This is a genomic window from Ellagibacter sp., from assembly GCF_048412355.1.
Classification (GTDB): Bacteria; Actinomycetota; Coriobacteriia; order Coriobacteriales; family Eggerthellaceae; genus Ellagibacter.
In genome coordinates this window covers 1-14,666 of record NZ_DBFSAP010000026.1, presented here as the reverse complement: position 1 = coordinate 14,666, position 14,666 = coordinate 1, and the positions used below count along the sequence as shown (strand labels likewise).

The following is a 14,666-nucleotide window of genomic DNA, read 5'->3' as shown; positions in this document are numbered from 1 at the left end:
AGTTCGGGTCGGAGAGCGCGCCCTTCATCTCGTTGTACACCACGCCGTTGAGCGCGAGGCGCGCCTGGCCGTCCGCGGCCTCGGTCTGGGCCACCGCGTCGCCCGCCACCGCGTCGCCCTCGTCCGCCTCCATGTCGCCGGCCAGCTCGTAGTGCCAGCCTTCCTGCTCGAAGATGGCGCGTTTGTGGTAGATGGCCGGATGCAGCACCGCGTCCAGGTACACGTCCATGAGGTTCAGCAGGTCTTGGTCGTTCGTGCTGGCCACGGGGTACATGGTCTTGTCGGGGAACGTCATGGCGTTTAGGAACGTCTGCATGGAGCTCTTGAGCAGGTTCACGAACGGCTCCTTGACGGGGAACTTGTCGGAGCCGCACAGGACGGAATGCTCGAGGATGTGGAAGACGCCCGTGTCGTTCGCGGGCGGTGTCTTGAAAGCGATCGAGAACGCCTTGTTCGCGTCGTCGTTTTGCAGGTAGAGCAGCTGCGCGCGCGAGGCGTTGTGGTCGAGCACGTAGGCGCGCCCGTCGATTTCGGGCAGGTCGGAGGTGGTGCGCACGGTGAACCCGTGCACGGTTTTACAAGGGGTGAGTTCCATAGGACGTCTTTCTCGGAAGGGCTTCTCGTTCGCTTCCTATTGTCGCACAACGCGCCCCGCCGCCTGGGGGCAACGTGGATATATCGCAGGGAAGACGCAACGGCTTGGGCCAATCATCTATAATCGTGCGAAGACGACGGAAAGGATAAGGCCGTGACCGGAGAAGCTCAAAAATTCTCGCATATCAGCGTTGCGTCCGACGACGAGGACGATGTTGTGATCGAAGCGGGCGCCCCCCGTTTTCGCAGCTATGGGGAAGGTGAGTCCGCAGCGCAGCCCGCAGGAGATGAGGCGGCAGCGAGCGCGGCGAACAAGACATCCGTGGTTGACGGTGGGGAAGGCTTCGCCGATCGCGCTTCGGCAGGTGCCGCTCCCGCCGAGAGAGTTTCCACTCCTGCTCCCGAGCGTGCCGCGAAAGCCGACAAGCCTGCTCGCAAGGCGTCCGCCCCTGCTCGCAAGGGTTACGAGGAGACGACGCTTGCGGACCTCGAGGACACCAAGATGTCCGGCATGCAGAAGGGCATCATTGCGGTGGCCCTCATAGGGATCGCCGCATTCATCGTGTACTACGTGGCGTTCATGGGCTAGAAGGGCCTGTGACCTGCGAAGAGATTGAAAGGTATCGCAATGCCGAAACACACTGGAAAAGCAACAGAAGGCAGAGACGATCAGGCGATGCGCAAGGGCGAGGTCGATCGCTCGAATGACATCGGATTGACCCAGGCGTTCGCGCCCATAGGCGATGACGGCTGGTCGGAAGGGGGCCGGCACGCCTATTCCGGCGAGGAGGGCGAGATAGCCTTCGAGGAAGACGCCTTCGCGGACGATAAGCCAGGGAGGACGGACCGCTTTGCCCCGATTGCGGGCAACGACCCCTACGCAGCCGATGCGTGGGACGCGCAGGACGGCTCTTCCGATGCGGGCGTGCCACTTGACGCGGATGATGCCTATACTGCAGGCGAAGCGCGCGGCTCTTCTCAGGGGGCACATGCGGGCGGCTTCAGCTACAAAGGCGACGACGAGGACGAATACCCCGATGCGCTCGAGAGCCTCGAGCCCGTGGTCGAACCCTCGACGTTCGACCCCGACGTTCCCGCCGACCCTGCTCCCGCGCGCGGGCGCCACTCTTCGGCTGCAAAGGAGGAAATCCCCTCCTACATGCGCAAATCGCGTCGCATGCGCCGCATCCTCATTGTGGTCGTGGTGCTGCTCGTGCTTCTGCTCGCCGCCGGCGGGTACTTCGCCGTCCGCCTGTTCCAAACCGCGCAGACGGCCGCCTACCAGCAGACCCAGCAGCAACAATCGAACCAGGATACGAGCTCGCTGCAGGCGGGAAGCGAAGGGAACGACGCCACGTCGACCGTGAAGAAGACGAGCGCGCCGAACTTGACCGAGCTTTTGGGCTGCACACAAGACGATGCGCTCGCCAAGGTTGGGCGTGGCGCTCAGGTTACCGTGTCGAACGAGGTCAACGAGGAGGGCAACCCCATCAAGACCGAAGTTCGCGTGGCCTTGACCGACGAGCCTGCCGACACGCGCACGGGCACGCCGACGCTGTATCTGGGCCTCGACGAGGACGGGGCGGTCGTTCAGGCGGGCTATTCCGCCGGTACGGCGTCGCTTGGCTACGGCACACTCTCGTTCTCGGACGCGGTGAAAAACGAGTCGATCATCGAGAAGACGCTTCAGGAGGCGGGCATCTCCGTCCCTGCGGGCACGGTGTCGCTCCCGGCCGACAAGACGGAGTATTCCACCTACGCGTCGGACGGAACCACGCTGGTGAAGGAATATTGCCCGTTCTCGGGTGATGTCGACATCAACGGCGTCTCCCATACGTGGTCGGCGGTTCTTTCCTACGACTACTCGGTGGCGAACGCCTCGGGCAACCTCGCCGACACGATCCGCATCATTTATGTGTACATCAATGCATAAATAGCAAATGAGCCCTTGCGTTTGCCGCGCGAGGGCTCTATACTGTAACGGCTGTATTCAAGCGAGGGCGAAAGCTCTCCACCTGTTTCGGCGCTTCGGCTGCTGATGGGTCGCTTCAATAACGTGCCTTGCGCACATCCTTTGAATTGCGAAACCCGCGGCCGTGCCTGCGGGTTTTTTGTTGCGCACAAGCGCAAGAGGAAGGAAGGTGAGCGCGATAGCTGCTCAGGAGCCACGGCTCAATGACGAGATCACTGCACGTGAATGCCGTCTGATCGGCTTTGACGGAGCGCAGCTGGGAATCTACACGGTGGCGCAAGCTCAACGTGTCGCGGATGACCAGAATCTCGACTTGGTCGAGATCGCCCCGAACGCCGAGCCGCCGGTCTGCCGCATCATGGACTATGGGAAGTTCAAGTACGACCAGGCCATCAAGGCAAAGCAGGCTCGCAAGAACCAGAGCAAGATCGAGACCAAGGAAATGAAGTTCCGCCCGAAGATTGACGTGGGCGACTACACCACCAAGAAGAAGCATGTGCTTCGCTTCTTGGACGCGGGGAACAAGGTGAAGATCACCATCATGTTCCGCGGTCGCGAAATGGCTCACCCCGAACAGGGTCTTTCCATTCTCGAGCGTTTGGCTGACGACCTCAAAGACGTAGCAGTCGTCGAGAACCAGCCCAAGATGGAAGGGCGCAACATGCACATGCTCATCGCTCCTTTGCCCGGTGCGGCGAAGAAGAAAAAAGAGACCAACAAGAAAGCAGAAGGAAAGGACGAATAATGCCTAAGATGAAAACCCACCGCGGTACCGCCAAGCGTTTCCGCGTCACCGGTTCCGGCAAGATCATGCGTGCGAAGGCTTTCAAGAGCCACATCCTCACCAAGAAGAGCCAGAAGCGCAAGCGCAACTTCCGCAACGAGACCGAGCTCTCTAAGGCAGACGCCAAGGTCGTCGGCCGCAATCTCGGCATCCGCTAGATCGTTTTCAGTTCTTTAAGGAGATAATACTATGGCACGCATCAAGCGTTCTATCCACGCCCGCAAAAAGCGCCGCACCGTTCTCAGCCGTGCAAAGGGTTACTACGGCGCGAAGTCCCGTTCTTACCGTGCAGCGAAGCAGCAGGTCCAGCATTCGCTCCAGTACATGTACCGCGACCGTCGCAACAAGAAGCGCAACATTCGTCGCCTTTGGATCACCCGCATCAACGCTGCTGCCCGCATCAACGGCCTGTCCTACTCCGTGTTCATGAACGGCCTCAAGAAGGCCGGCGTCGAGCTCGATCGCAAGGTGCTCGCCGACATGGCTGTGAACGACCCTGCCGCCTTCACCGCTGTGGTCGAGGTTGCCAAGAAGGCCCTGTAAGCCCAGCTTACGCATTCATATCGCAATCACTGAGAAGCCGAGGAATTCCTCGGCTTCTTTGTTTTTAGGGAGGGGATAGCTGGCGGCTGGCTGAATTTGCTCAAAACTATTGACGGTGCCGTGCTTTTTGCGAGACCGAACCCCTGCCTCGCAAGGCCTCGCCTTCTTCCCATCACCCCAAAAAAGAAAAAGCCCGCCAAATGGCGAGCTCTCTGTGCGATTTAGTTCTTCGCTTCTTTACGCGTTCGCTGTGAAGAAGTTCGCTTCCAGCTTCGCGAACGCATCGTCGACTTCTGCTTCTTCCTCGTCGTTGTTGAAGGCAAGGGTGTGGCACAGCTCGTCGGCGCCGATGAGCGTATGGTTGATGTAAGCTTCGAGCACTTCACGCGCCGAACCTTCGACACCAGCGACGACTTCGATGCCGGCGTGGCAGAGCATATTTGCGAAGTCGTAGTCGATCCCGCCGGTGATAATGGTGCTGACGCCCAGGTCAATGAACATCTGCGCGGTGTCCTCGGCGGAAAGCCCAGGGTTTGGCAGGTTGCGGCAGTCAGCGATAATCCCTCGTTCGACGGTGTAGCACATGAAGCTCGCGCAATGCACGGCATGGGGCGATACGCCTAAACCCTCGCATGCTACGATAATTTTCATTTATCACATTCCTTCTCTAATCTTCTCGTTATATCCAAGATAGCGTGCGGGGAACGCGATTTGAATAGTGCGCCCGCCAGCGGAATTATAGACGCCACGAGTGACATTTAGCGCGCATGCAGCGCGCGAAACGACCATGGTTCCATCATGATTCAATAGTTTGCATCCTACCATCTGGCTGAATTATCTACGGCTCATCTTCCCTAGGTGAGGAATCTTTGCGGTGGAAAGGCTTGCTGGAAGGGGAATCGTGCGGAAGCGATCAGGTGAGGCGGACGCTCAGCTGCGGGGTTGAGGCTGGCATCCGTAGGTTGACCAACTAGGCGCGAGATTGAGCGAAGCCGAGTCAGCCTTTGCGCGCTTCTCCCGTTTGCCTCCTTCGCGCGCCGCTACTTGTTCTCGATGCTTCCGATGTTTTTGAGTTCGATGCGGATAAGCCCGTTTGACGTGCTGGTGAACTCGATGAACTCGGGATTCTGCGCGTACTCCGCTGGGAAGGTGATCTCGATGCCGGTGTCGGTGCGGATTTTGTGGTTGCGCGTGACGCGCTTGGCGACCGCGCGCTCGACGGGAGCGTGCTCGGGAAGGTTTTCCTTCTGTGCCGCTTCGACGAAGCTGCGGCGCGGCCCCTCGTCCTCGAACACCTCTTCGACGAACTCGTCGAAGGGCACCTCATCGGAGTCTTCGGCGTTCTCGGCGACGTACGCCTTCGCCTTCGCCGTGGCGATCGCCGCGTTGGCGCCGTACTCGTTGGCAACCTCCTCGACCAGGCGCATCGTCGTGTCGATGAGCTCCTTGCTCGACGCTTCCATCGTGCACTGAAGCAGGCCCTGCGGGATGAGGTAGCGCTCCTCGCCGGCAATCTCGCGTGCCTTGTCGACGAACTGCACCGACATGGTGCGCACGTCTACCAGGGCAAACGAGGAGATCTTCTGCGAAGGGCTTGGCAGGATGGCATGGTGGCGCTCGATGCGGTTCACCGACGCGCCGTCTTCGGCCTTGCCCACCTCGTGCATGAACGCCGGTTTGCTTTCAAGAAGCAGCAACCCGAAGTAGCGGGCGCTTCTTCCAGCGAATGCCGCATCGAGTTCGGCCTGGGCAGCTGTGGCTTCTTCTTCGGAGAGTTCCGCGATGTCTTCCGTGGTGAGCTTCGGGGCGCGCGGCGAGTCCTCGAAATCAACGACGAGCAGGTCGCATGAGGCCGGCTGCTCCGCGCGGCTAAGTTCGCTTCCTAGGAACTCGGCGATCATGAGCGAGAGATCGGTGAAGTTGCTTTGCCCGTTCAAGTAATCGGAAAGCTCGTTTTTGAAACCGCTTTCGGCCTCGAACTCGCCGCGCTTGTTGTCGATGTTGCCGAGCGCATGCTTCACGACGCGCTGCACATAGGATTTCACGTTCTTGTTCGAAAGGTCCAGCTCTTCCTGTGAAAACACGTTCACGCATGAGACGAAGTCGAAAACGTGCAAAATGGCGTGGTTGATCTTGAACATGGAATCGGGCTCCCTCTCGTGACGAATAGCGGGAACACACATTACCCCATGAAGTGCGCGCGGGCAAACGCTTGTCGGCAGCGTGCGGCGAAGGTGGGTTCTGGCCTGCAATGCGTGAGCAAAAAGAATGCGGCTGGGAAGGGCTCGATGCTCTTCCCAGCCGCTCGGCCGGGTCGCCACCTTCAGAGGCGGCGACTGGAGTTCTTTCTTGGCCCTACTCCGCTTGCGGAGGCGCGCTCGGCGCTTGGGGTGCACCCGGCGCCCCGGGAGCACTCGGCGCACCAGGAGCCCCGGCCGCTCCGCCCGCTGTTGGCGACCCCGCCGCGGGAGTCTCGAAGGGCTCCCCGCACTGCGGGCATTTCTCGGCGCTCACGTCATCGCATACATAGTGGCACTTCATGCAAATCCGTGCGCCCATTGTCGTTGATGCTGGTCTGAAACACATGGCTCATCAATCCTTATCAGTCTTGCTCTTCGCACTTGTAGACTTTGGCGCTCGCGCCCGTGAGCGGCCAGGATCCCATCAGCGGGTCGAGGTACTTCGCGTCGTCGTCCAAAATCACGTTCACGTTCGACTTGAACACGCCGAACAACGACGGCTCAGCTTCGGGCTCCTCGGGGAACCACCAGTCATGCTGCACGCTGATGACTCGCGGATCGACCGTCGTCGTGGTGCGGGCGCGCTGCTTGATGCGGCCCTTGTGCGTCTCGATCCAGCACCAATCGCCCGGTGCGATGTCAAGCGAGATGGCGGTGTCGGGATGGATGTCGAAGATCGGGTCCGGATGCAGGTCGCGATACGCGCCGGGCTGGCGATGCTCGGTGTGGTAGAAGGGCATGAACCTGGCGCCCGTGATCATGCAGAGCGGGTACTCCTCGGCGTACTCCGGATCCGCTTCGGGGAAGTTCGGCGGGAACGTGAAGCTCGGCAGCGGGTCGAAGTTGCGGCCCGTCTCTTTCGCGAGCTTCTCGATGACCGTCGAGTACAGCTCCACCTTGCCCGTCGGGGTGAGGAACTTGAATCCCGGCTCCTTGTACTTCTCCGGCACGTTGGGAACCTTCAGGTACTTCACCTTCTCGCAGAAGTCGCGGAACTTCATGCCGAAAGGCGCCACCTGGTCGTTCATCATGTCCTCGTACTTCGGACCCCACCACTTGTCGGCGAAGCCCAGACGCTCGGAAAGCCCGTACCAGAACTCGTAGTCGTCGCGGAAGTCGATGTCGGTGCCGCCTTCGAAACGCTCGAGGACGGGCATGCTGCCGGCCATGCTCACCTGCTCGACGTCCATGGTCGGGTAGCCGATGCTGCAACGCTCAAGCCACGTCGCCGCGGGCAGCACGTAGTCGGCCAGCGCCGCCGTCGGTGTCATGAAGTAGTCGTGCACGATGAGCAAATCAAGGCTCTTCAGCGCCTCATGCACGAGCTTCGTGTTGCTGAACGCGAGCATCGGGTTGTCCGCCTGCACGATGCATGCCTTGATGGGGTAGGGGTCGCCGCTGATCATCTGGCGGAACATCGTCGGCGCGTTGCTGTAGGGATAGAAGCGCGGGTAAGCCTTCGAGATGATGTCCCAGCCCTTGAAGGTGAGGCCCGGGTACACGTCGTTGCCGACCATCTTGTCGCGCTGCTCTTGGGAGAGGGCGTCGTGGGAGAAGTTCATGTCCTCGGTGTTGCCGCGGTCGCCCGGCATGGTCAGCTGGTCGCCGCCGACCTTGTCGATGTTGCCTGTGATGGCGCGCAGGATGGCCTTGCCCTGAATCGCGCTCGAGGCGTTGAGGCCGCAGCCGTCGCCGCCCTTCTCGCCCCAAGGCAGGCAGGCGGGCTTGGTCGTCGCGTACATGCGAGCTGCCTGGCGAATCTTGTCGGCGGGGATCCAGGTGATTTCGGCGACCTTTTCGACGGGATATTCCGCCGCGCGCTCTTTCAGCTGGTCGAAGCCGTAGCACCATTCCTCGACGAACTCATGATCGTAGAGGTCTTCCTCGATGATCACGTTGATCATGCCGAGAGCGAGCGCCGCGTCGGTGCCGGGGCGAATCTGCAGGAAGAGGTCGGCCTTCTGGGCAACCTCGCAGAAGCGGGGGTCGATGACGATGAGCTTCGCGCCGCGCTCCTGCATGTTGCGCAGGGTCCACTGCCAATTCAGAAGCTCGGAAGCTGCGGGGTTGCGGCCCCACAAAACGACGAGGTCAGCGCGCTTCCAGTCTGATTTATCGGAGCAGAAGCCGCCGTAGGTGCACGGCTCGAGCCACATGTCGGAGCTGTAGCAGATGGTGCCGTTGCCGCCGGTGTTCGGCGTGCCGAACAGGTTGGTGAACTTGTAGTGCAGGTTGGACTGCGTGCGGTACGTTCCCTCGAGGAAACACAGGGTCTCGGCTCCGTACTTGTCGCGAAGATCGGCAAGGCGCTCAGCCATCTCGTCGAAGGCCTGGTCCCAGGTGATCTCTTCCCACTGGCCGCTTCCGCGCTCGCCGACGCGCTTGAGGGGCCTCTTCAAGCGGTTGGGGTTGTATTCGAAATCTTTCCAGCGGTCATGCTCGAGTCGGGAGCACACATATCCCTCGTTGTGCGGGTTGTCCGGATCTCCCTCGATCTTCACGACTCGGCCGTTTTCCTTCGTGCAGAGAACTCCGCAATTCAGGTGGCACAGAAAACACGATGCTCTCTTGACTTCCCTCTCGACCTCAGCCATGTCTTTCTCCTCTCGACTTCGCGGCGCCGTCTTGGCGACCGATGTTTCGCCGCATCTTGAAATTCCCTCTTGATGCTTCGGCGATACTGCTATCATGGGTTGCAGGGGGGAAGAATGAATCACGTCGAAAAGGTGATTCCCGTTGAACTGGGGAAATGCCGTCACCTTCGCATAGTGATTCATGCTTGTAATGGGGGATTCCATGGGAGTGGATAATTCTGGCGTCGCGTCCAGCGGCGAATTTGGCACACCCAACGCTGCGTCCGAGACCGCGTCTGAAAGCGGGAGCGGCTCGCCCAGCGCCGCAGCTGGCGGCAAGCTCGCCGCGTCCGGCGCTGCATCCGACGGCAAGCTCGTCGCGTCTGGCGCGCTCTCGTTTCTCGATTCAACGGATGGCAAGGGCGGGAGAAAGCCGGTGATGCAAACGTCCGCCGCGTGCGTGCTCGCCACGATCGGCTTCGCGTGCCTCACAGTCTGGGGCACCTATATCGTGTTCTCGCCTGCTCTTCCGCTTCTGTCCTTCGAGCCGCTGGAAATCGCCATCCTGTGCCTTATCGTCTCGCGCGTGGTGATGGACGCGTGTCTCGCTTTCTGTTCGAAGTTCCCCGACTTCGTGTTCAGGAGAATGCGGCCCTTGGTGCTGCCTGGCTCGTTGCTCCTGTTCGCCCCGGCGTTTCTTCTGGCGGGCGCGAGCCGGGCGGGCCTTGTTCCCGAAGGGTGGCGCATGCCCTGCGCGATTGCGGTCTGGGTGCTGCTTGGCGCGGGGGAGCTTTCGCTCTCGCTTGTGTGGACGGTGCTCTTCAGCATGATGGCCCCGAAGTGGACGGCGATGTCGATCGCGGTCGGCGGCGCGCTGGCTACCCCGCTCTTTCTCCTGGTTGCAGGCGCGGGAAGCCCGCTCATGGGCCTGTTCGGCCTGGCGTTCATCGTGATCTCGTGCATGGTGCTCGCCTCCATTCTCGTCTCCCGCGTCGACCCCGACACCTTGAAGGCGATGGAAGGCTACCAGCGCGACCCCTCCATCACGCTCAAGGCTGCGGCATCGATTGCCGCGAACGGGATGGCGTACGGGTTCGTCGTCGTGATGCTCGCGCTCTCGGGCGTCGGGGCGGTGCTCATTGCCTCGGCGGCGGGCATCGTAGGCTCGGGCGTTGCGATCTTCTGGGCGACGAAGCGGACGAAGTCTCGTTGGGATATGAGCGGCATGCAACGCCTCACTGTTCCGATCGTCGCTGCATCCATCCTGTTCATTCCCTATTTCGGGCATACTGGGCGCATTGTGTGCGGCGCCGTTGCCGTGGGGGCGTTCGCCTACGCGACGCTTATGGAATGGACCGATCTTGTGGTGTCGAACGCCGAGTTCCAGCTCTACCCGGTGAAGCGCTACGCGATGGGGCGCCTTGCGCAGTGGACCGGCTTCGCGCTCGGCGTCGTCGTTGCGTTCTTCGCGTTCCGCGCGGGCGACGTGGCAATCGAGGGGCTTGGCGAGTTGTCCTGCGTGATCGCGATCATCGTCGTTGCGGCTTTTTCGCTCTACGGCGCCGACGACTCGGAAACCGAGGACGCCTTGCTGGCCCTCATGACGGCGAGCGCGGAATGCCCACCCTCGATCGACCCGCCGAAGAACGCGTCGCCCTTCCGCGACCGCTGCCGCGCCATCGCCGAGCAGTTCGATCTCTCGCCGCGCGAGGCGGAGGTGTTCACGTGCCTTGCGAAGGGCAGGAACGCCGAATACATCCAGCAGAAGCTGTTCATCAGCTCGAACACTGCGAAGACGCACATCACGCATATCTACCGGAAGATGGGGATCAACTCCCAGCAGCGCCTGATCGACCTGGTCGACCGGGAGGAACAGCCGCCTGTCCGGGAGGAGCGCGACACCCGCGACGCCTGAGAGGCCCGCGACACCCGCGAGACGCGCAGAGGCGTTGGAGAAGACGCGGCCCCGGCCGATTCCGTGCTACACTGATTCGCCGAGAACACCGCGACTCGGGAGGGTCTTCCATGTCTAAAACCGTGGCCGTCATCGACGGCAATTCGCTCATGCACCGCGCCTACCACGCCGTTCCGCCCACGATGAACGCGCCCGACGGCACGCCGACCAACGCGTGCTTCGGCTTCGTCGCCATGCTGCTGAAGTTCGTGGAGATGGCGCATCCGGACGCCATCGTGTGCGCCTTCGATGCGGGGCGCCCGAAGTGGCGCATGGAGGCGATCGAGCAGTACAAGGCGCAGCGCCCCCCGATGGATGACGCGCTGAAAGTGCAGTTTCCCCTGATGGAAGGCCTGCTCGAAGCGATGAACATCCCGGTCGTGCGCGTGGCTGGATGGGAAGGCGACGACATCTTGGGCACCGTGTCCGCACGCGACGAGGCGCTCGGGTATCGCACGCTGCTCGTGTCCGGCGATAAGGACGTCTACCAGCTTGTGAGCGAGCTCACCCACGTCGTCACGACCAAGAAGGGCATCACCGACGTCGCGATCTACGGGCCCGACGAGGTCTTCGAGCGCTACGGCGTCACACCCGCTCAGTTCCCCGATTTCCTCGGGCTTAAGGGCGACACGTCCGACAACATCCCCGGTGTGCCCGGCGTGGGCGACAAGACGGCCGCGAAGCTGCTTTCCGCCTACGGCAACCTCGAGGGTATCTACGAGCACACCGGCGAGCTCAAAGGCAAGCAAAAGGAGAAGATCGAGACCAACCGCGACCAGGCGTTCGCGAGCCGGAAGGTGGCGACCATCTCGCGCGATGTTGATTTCGAGCTCGACTTGGAGGACGCGGCGTTCCCCTCGTTCGACGCCGCGCGCGTGACGGCCGCCTTCAAAAACGTCCGCTTCAATGCGCATTTGACCCACGTGCTGAACCTTGTGGGGGAGAAGGCGCCTGCCGAGCGCGCCGCGCTTTCGTGGGAGCCCGTCCTGCACGGGGCCGACGCGCATGCCGCCGTTAAGGGCTCGATCGCGAAAGGGGAGCGCGTGGGCATCGCGTTCGTCGAGCCCGAGCAGGCGTCGCTGTTCGACACGGGCGCGTTCGCGGCGTTTTCCACCTCGAAGGGCTCTGCTGCCTTCGAAGGCGACGAGGCGCTTTCGGTGCTCGCCCAGGTCGTGGCGCAGGGGCGTTTCGCCACGCTCGACGCGAAGGAGATGCTGCACCGGGTGTACCCCGCTGACACGGCGCAGGAGGCGCTCGTCACCGACGAGGAGCTTTTTGCGGCGGAAGTGTTCGATGTGGGGCTTGCGGGCTACGTGATGAACTCGTCCGTTTCCGACTACACGCTCGAATCGCTCGCCGACGAGTATCTGGGGGGCGCCCTTCCCGAGGTGAAGACCGACGAGGAGCGCGCCTGCGTGCTTGCCGCGTCGGCGCGCGCGCTCGAGGAGCCGCTTTCCCGCGCGCTCGAAGACGACGGGTCGATGCGCACGTACGCCGAGATCGACCTGCCGCTCGTGCCTGTGCTCGCCGCGATGGAGCGCACGGGCGCTGCAATTGACGTCGCGCACCTCGACGAGATCGGCGAGCGCACGCAGGGAGACGTCGATGCCTTGCGCGCGCGGATCATCGAGCTCGCCGGCGAGGAGTTCAACGTCGACTCGCCCAAACAGCTCGGCCATATCCTGTTCGAAGTTTTGGGCCTGCCGCCGAAGAAGAAGACGCAGCGCGGATATTCCACCGACGCGAAGGTGCTCAAGGAGCTCGCCGAGGTTCACGAGCTGCCTGCGCTCGTTTTGCGCTACCGCGAGCTCGCCAAGATCAAGTCGACCTACATCGACGCGCTGCCCCGCATGCGCGCAACCGACGGGCGCGTCCATTCCTCGTTCAACGAGACGGTGACGACGACGGGTCGTTTGTCCTCGTCAGACCCGAATTTGCAGAACATCCCCGTGCGCACCGAGTTCGGCCGCCACATCCGCGAGTGCTTCGTGCCGCTCGACGAGGACTCGCTGTTCCTCTCGGCCGACTACTCGCAGATCGAGCTTCGCCTGCTCGCGCACCTGTCGGGCGACAAGCACCTGGTCGCGGCGTTCAACAGCGGCGCCGATTTCCATGCCTCGACGGCGAGCCGCGTGTTCGGCATCCCCGTCGAGGAAGTGACGCCCGAGCTTCGCTCTCGCGCGAAGGCGGTGAACTTCGGCATCGTCTACGGGCAGCAGGCGTTCGGCCTCTCGCAGAGCCTCGGTGTGCCGTTCGGCGAGGCCAAGGACATGATCGACCGCTACTTCGAAGCCTATCCCGGCGTGCGCGCGTACCTGGACGCCACGGTCGAGCAGGCGCGCGAGCGCGGGTACGCAGAGACTATGTTCGGCCGCAAGCGCCACATTCCCGAGCTCCATGCGGGCAACGCGAACCTGCGCGGGTTCGGTGAGCGCACGGCGATGAACCACCCGATGCAAGGGTCGGCCGCCGATATTATCAAGCTCGCGATGATCGAGGTGTCGCGCAGATTGCGGGAAGAGGGCTTCGCCGCGAAGCTGCTCATCCAGGTGCACGACGAGTTGGACTTCAGCGTGCCTCGAGGCGAGGTCGAGGCGCTCTCGGGCATGGTGCGCGAGGTGATGGAAGGCGTCGTCGAGCTTAAGGTTCCCCTTATCGCCGACGTTTCGAGCGCCCCCACCTGGGCAGAAGCGCACTAGAAGGCTAGGGAAGGCGCAGCTTCCCTAGCCGCGGGCGGCGCGCCCCCCCGCGGGCGCGCCGGCGTGCAGCCCTGCTTTTCTTGCGCCGATTTGCCTTTCCTGCGGGTCGATTCGGGCGAGCCTGTACAAGATTGACGATAAGTTGTGAAGGAACTGTGTTCTATTCCACACATAACATAAAAACGTGGAATAACGCATCGATATTTCACCTTGGGTGAGACGTTATTGGTACATCCAAGGCATTTTTTGAGAGGTCATCACCATTTCTTCACAACTTATCGTCATTTTTGTACAGGGGTGAGGCCGCACTCGGAGCGATTATTGCTCTGCTTACGGCAGAATTCCCAAATTCGGCAAGCCTTCCTCGATCGTCTCCCGCGCACGTTCGTCTAGATACGCCTCGTTAAGCCTTGACTTGCTGTAAGCGAGATACGAATCGCGCGTTTTCTCGATAAGCTCGTGTGTGAAAAATTGCTCCCAGCTGAAGAAATCGGCGCTTTCGATATAAGAGGCTGGATTCCGAAGCATCTCTTGCGTACTCCTGTCGGGAAACAGACCCGATTTCAGGACAAGCCACTCGAATGATTCGGGCAGGAAGAGCTTAATGCGCTTGAATCTTTGCAGCGATGTGAGAAACTCCATTTCAGGGCCGAATGCCGCCCCGTCGGCGATTACGAGGATATCGCGTTCTTCTCGGCTAAGCGCGATATCGTAGATGTTTGACTTCCCGCATGCGCTTATGCAGGGTATGTTGCTATTCTCGCAAAGCGCGGCAAAGAATTCAAAGCCGGAGTTGCTGTCTTCAACGATGACGACTTGCGGCCTTGCGCCGTCGAACTCACTTTTCCCGTAAATGCGGTATGTGGAGGCATAGGTTCGCGAGTAGACGGGATACTTCGTTGTCGAGCGATTGGTGTTCTTAAGGCCGTAAATCTCGTCGACACTGTAGGGGAGTTGTGGAAGCGATTCGCGCGCGACAAGTACGTAATAGTTGCTGCTACGGCGTGCCGCGTGTGCGAATTCGTGTGATTTCATGAAGGCGTTGTCCTCGTCGACAAAGACGATGCTGTTCTCGATGAACGAGAGATTGCGCAGCCAATTGCGACCCGCGAGTACTTTGCAGGGAACATCGCAATTGACGACTACTCCGCTGTCTGTTCCAAGCTCGTCATAGGCGGCAATGAGCTCGAGAAGAGTTGTCTTCCCGGTTGCGCTCTTGCCTTGAAGAATGGTGAGATTCCTTGATACAGTGAGTTTGATCTGCACTTTATTGTTGCGGACTACGACGTCGTGGACTCCTCTCATTT

12 protein-coding genes are annotated in these 14,666 nt (G+C 61.3%); 7 read left to right on the top strand and 5 right to left on the bottom strand.

Features of this window, described 5'->3' with window-relative positions; genetic code table 11:
- Positions 1–595 (bottom strand): insulinase family protein (locus tag ACMRQN_RS03880; RefSeq protein ID WP_418733901.1); only part of this gene is annotated, 595 nt, incomplete at its 3' end.
- A gap of 153 nt (positions 596–748) precedes the next feature.
- Between ACMRQN_RS03880 and ACMRQN_RS03875 the strand changes: the two genes are divergently transcribed.
- The 5 genes from ACMRQN_RS03875 to rplT all read left to right on the top strand — a co-directional run bounded on the left by ACMRQN_RS03875 (position 749) and on the right by rplT (position 3,893).
- A complete protein-coding gene (locus ACMRQN_RS03875) occupies positions 749–1,183 on the top strand; it encodes a hypothetical protein (protein WP_418733900.1) in 435 nt (144 codons plus the stop codon).
- A 39-nt stretch (positions 1,184–1,222) separates the two neighbouring features.
- Entirely contained in the window at positions 1,223–2,527 is a 1,305-nt protein-coding gene (locus ACMRQN_RS03870; protein WP_418733899.1) for a histone-lysine N-methyltransferase, read from the top strand.
- Between the two features lie 208 nt (positions 2,528–2,735).
- Positions 2,736–3,311: a translation initiation factor IF-3 gene (infC, locus tag ACMRQN_RS03865; protein ID WP_211361001.1), complete on the top strand. Its 576-nt coding sequence runs from the start codon at positions 2,736–2,738 to the stop codon at positions 3,309–3,311.
- The gene (gene rpmI, locus ACMRQN_RS03860) at positions 3,311–3,508 is read left to right on the top strand and encodes a 50S ribosomal protein L35 (protein WP_158048988.1); all 198 of its coding nucleotides are present in this window, start codon (positions 3,311–3,313) and stop codon (positions 3,506–3,508) included. The genes infC and rpmI overlap by 1 nt, the downstream gene beginning before the upstream one ends.
- Before the next feature lie 31 nt (positions 3,509–3,539).
- Positions 3,540–3,893 (top strand): 50S ribosomal protein L20, encoded by a 354-nt coding sequence (rplT, locus tag ACMRQN_RS03855; protein ID WP_158048987.1) that lies wholly within the window; start codon positions 3,540–3,542, stop codon positions 3,891–3,893.
- Positions 3,894–4,130: 237 nt separating this feature from the next.
- Here the strand turns inward: rplT and ACMRQN_RS03850 are convergent, their stop codons facing one another.
- From ACMRQN_RS03850 to ACMRQN_RS03840, 3 genes are all read right to left on the bottom strand, one after another.
- The gene (locus ACMRQN_RS03850; RefSeq protein ID WP_276997073.1) at positions 4,131–4,544 is read right to left on the bottom strand and encodes a NifB/NifX family molybdenum-iron cluster-binding protein; all 414 of its coding nucleotides are present in this window, start codon (positions 4,542–4,544) and stop codon (positions 4,131–4,133) included.
- Positions 4,545–4,933: 389 nt separating this feature from the next.
- On the bottom strand, positions 4,934–6,034 hold the full coding sequence (locus ACMRQN_RS03845) for a nucleoid-associated protein (RefSeq protein WP_418733898.1): 1,101 nt from the start codon (positions 6,032–6,034) through the stop codon (positions 4,934–4,936).
- Between the two features lie 461 nt (positions 6,035–6,495).
- Positions 6,496–8,727, bottom strand: a complete 2,232-nt coding sequence (locus ACMRQN_RS03840) for a molybdopterin-containing oxidoreductase family protein (protein WP_418733897.1) — start codon at positions 8,725–8,727, stop codon at positions 6,496–6,498.
- Between the two features lie 202 nt (positions 8,728–8,929).
- Between ACMRQN_RS03840 and ACMRQN_RS03835 the strand changes: the two genes are divergently transcribed.
- On the top strand, positions 8,930–10,621 hold the full coding sequence (locus tag ACMRQN_RS03835; protein ID WP_418733896.1) for a helix-turn-helix transcriptional regulator: 1,692 nt from the start codon (positions 8,930–8,932) through the stop codon (positions 10,619–10,621).
- Positions 10,622–10,731: 110 nt separating this feature from the next.
- Positions 10,732–13,359, top strand: a complete 2,628-nt coding sequence (gene polA / locus ACMRQN_RS03830) for a DNA polymerase I (RefSeq protein ID WP_418733895.1) — start codon at positions 10,732–10,734, stop codon at positions 13,357–13,359.
- A gap of 330 nt (positions 13,360–13,689) precedes the next feature.
- Here the strand turns inward: polA and ACMRQN_RS03825 are convergent.
- Positions 13,690–14,666, bottom strand: a 977-nt coding sequence (locus tag ACMRQN_RS03825) for a translation initiation factor 2 (protein ID WP_418733894.1), incomplete at its 5' end; no start/stop codon positions are given.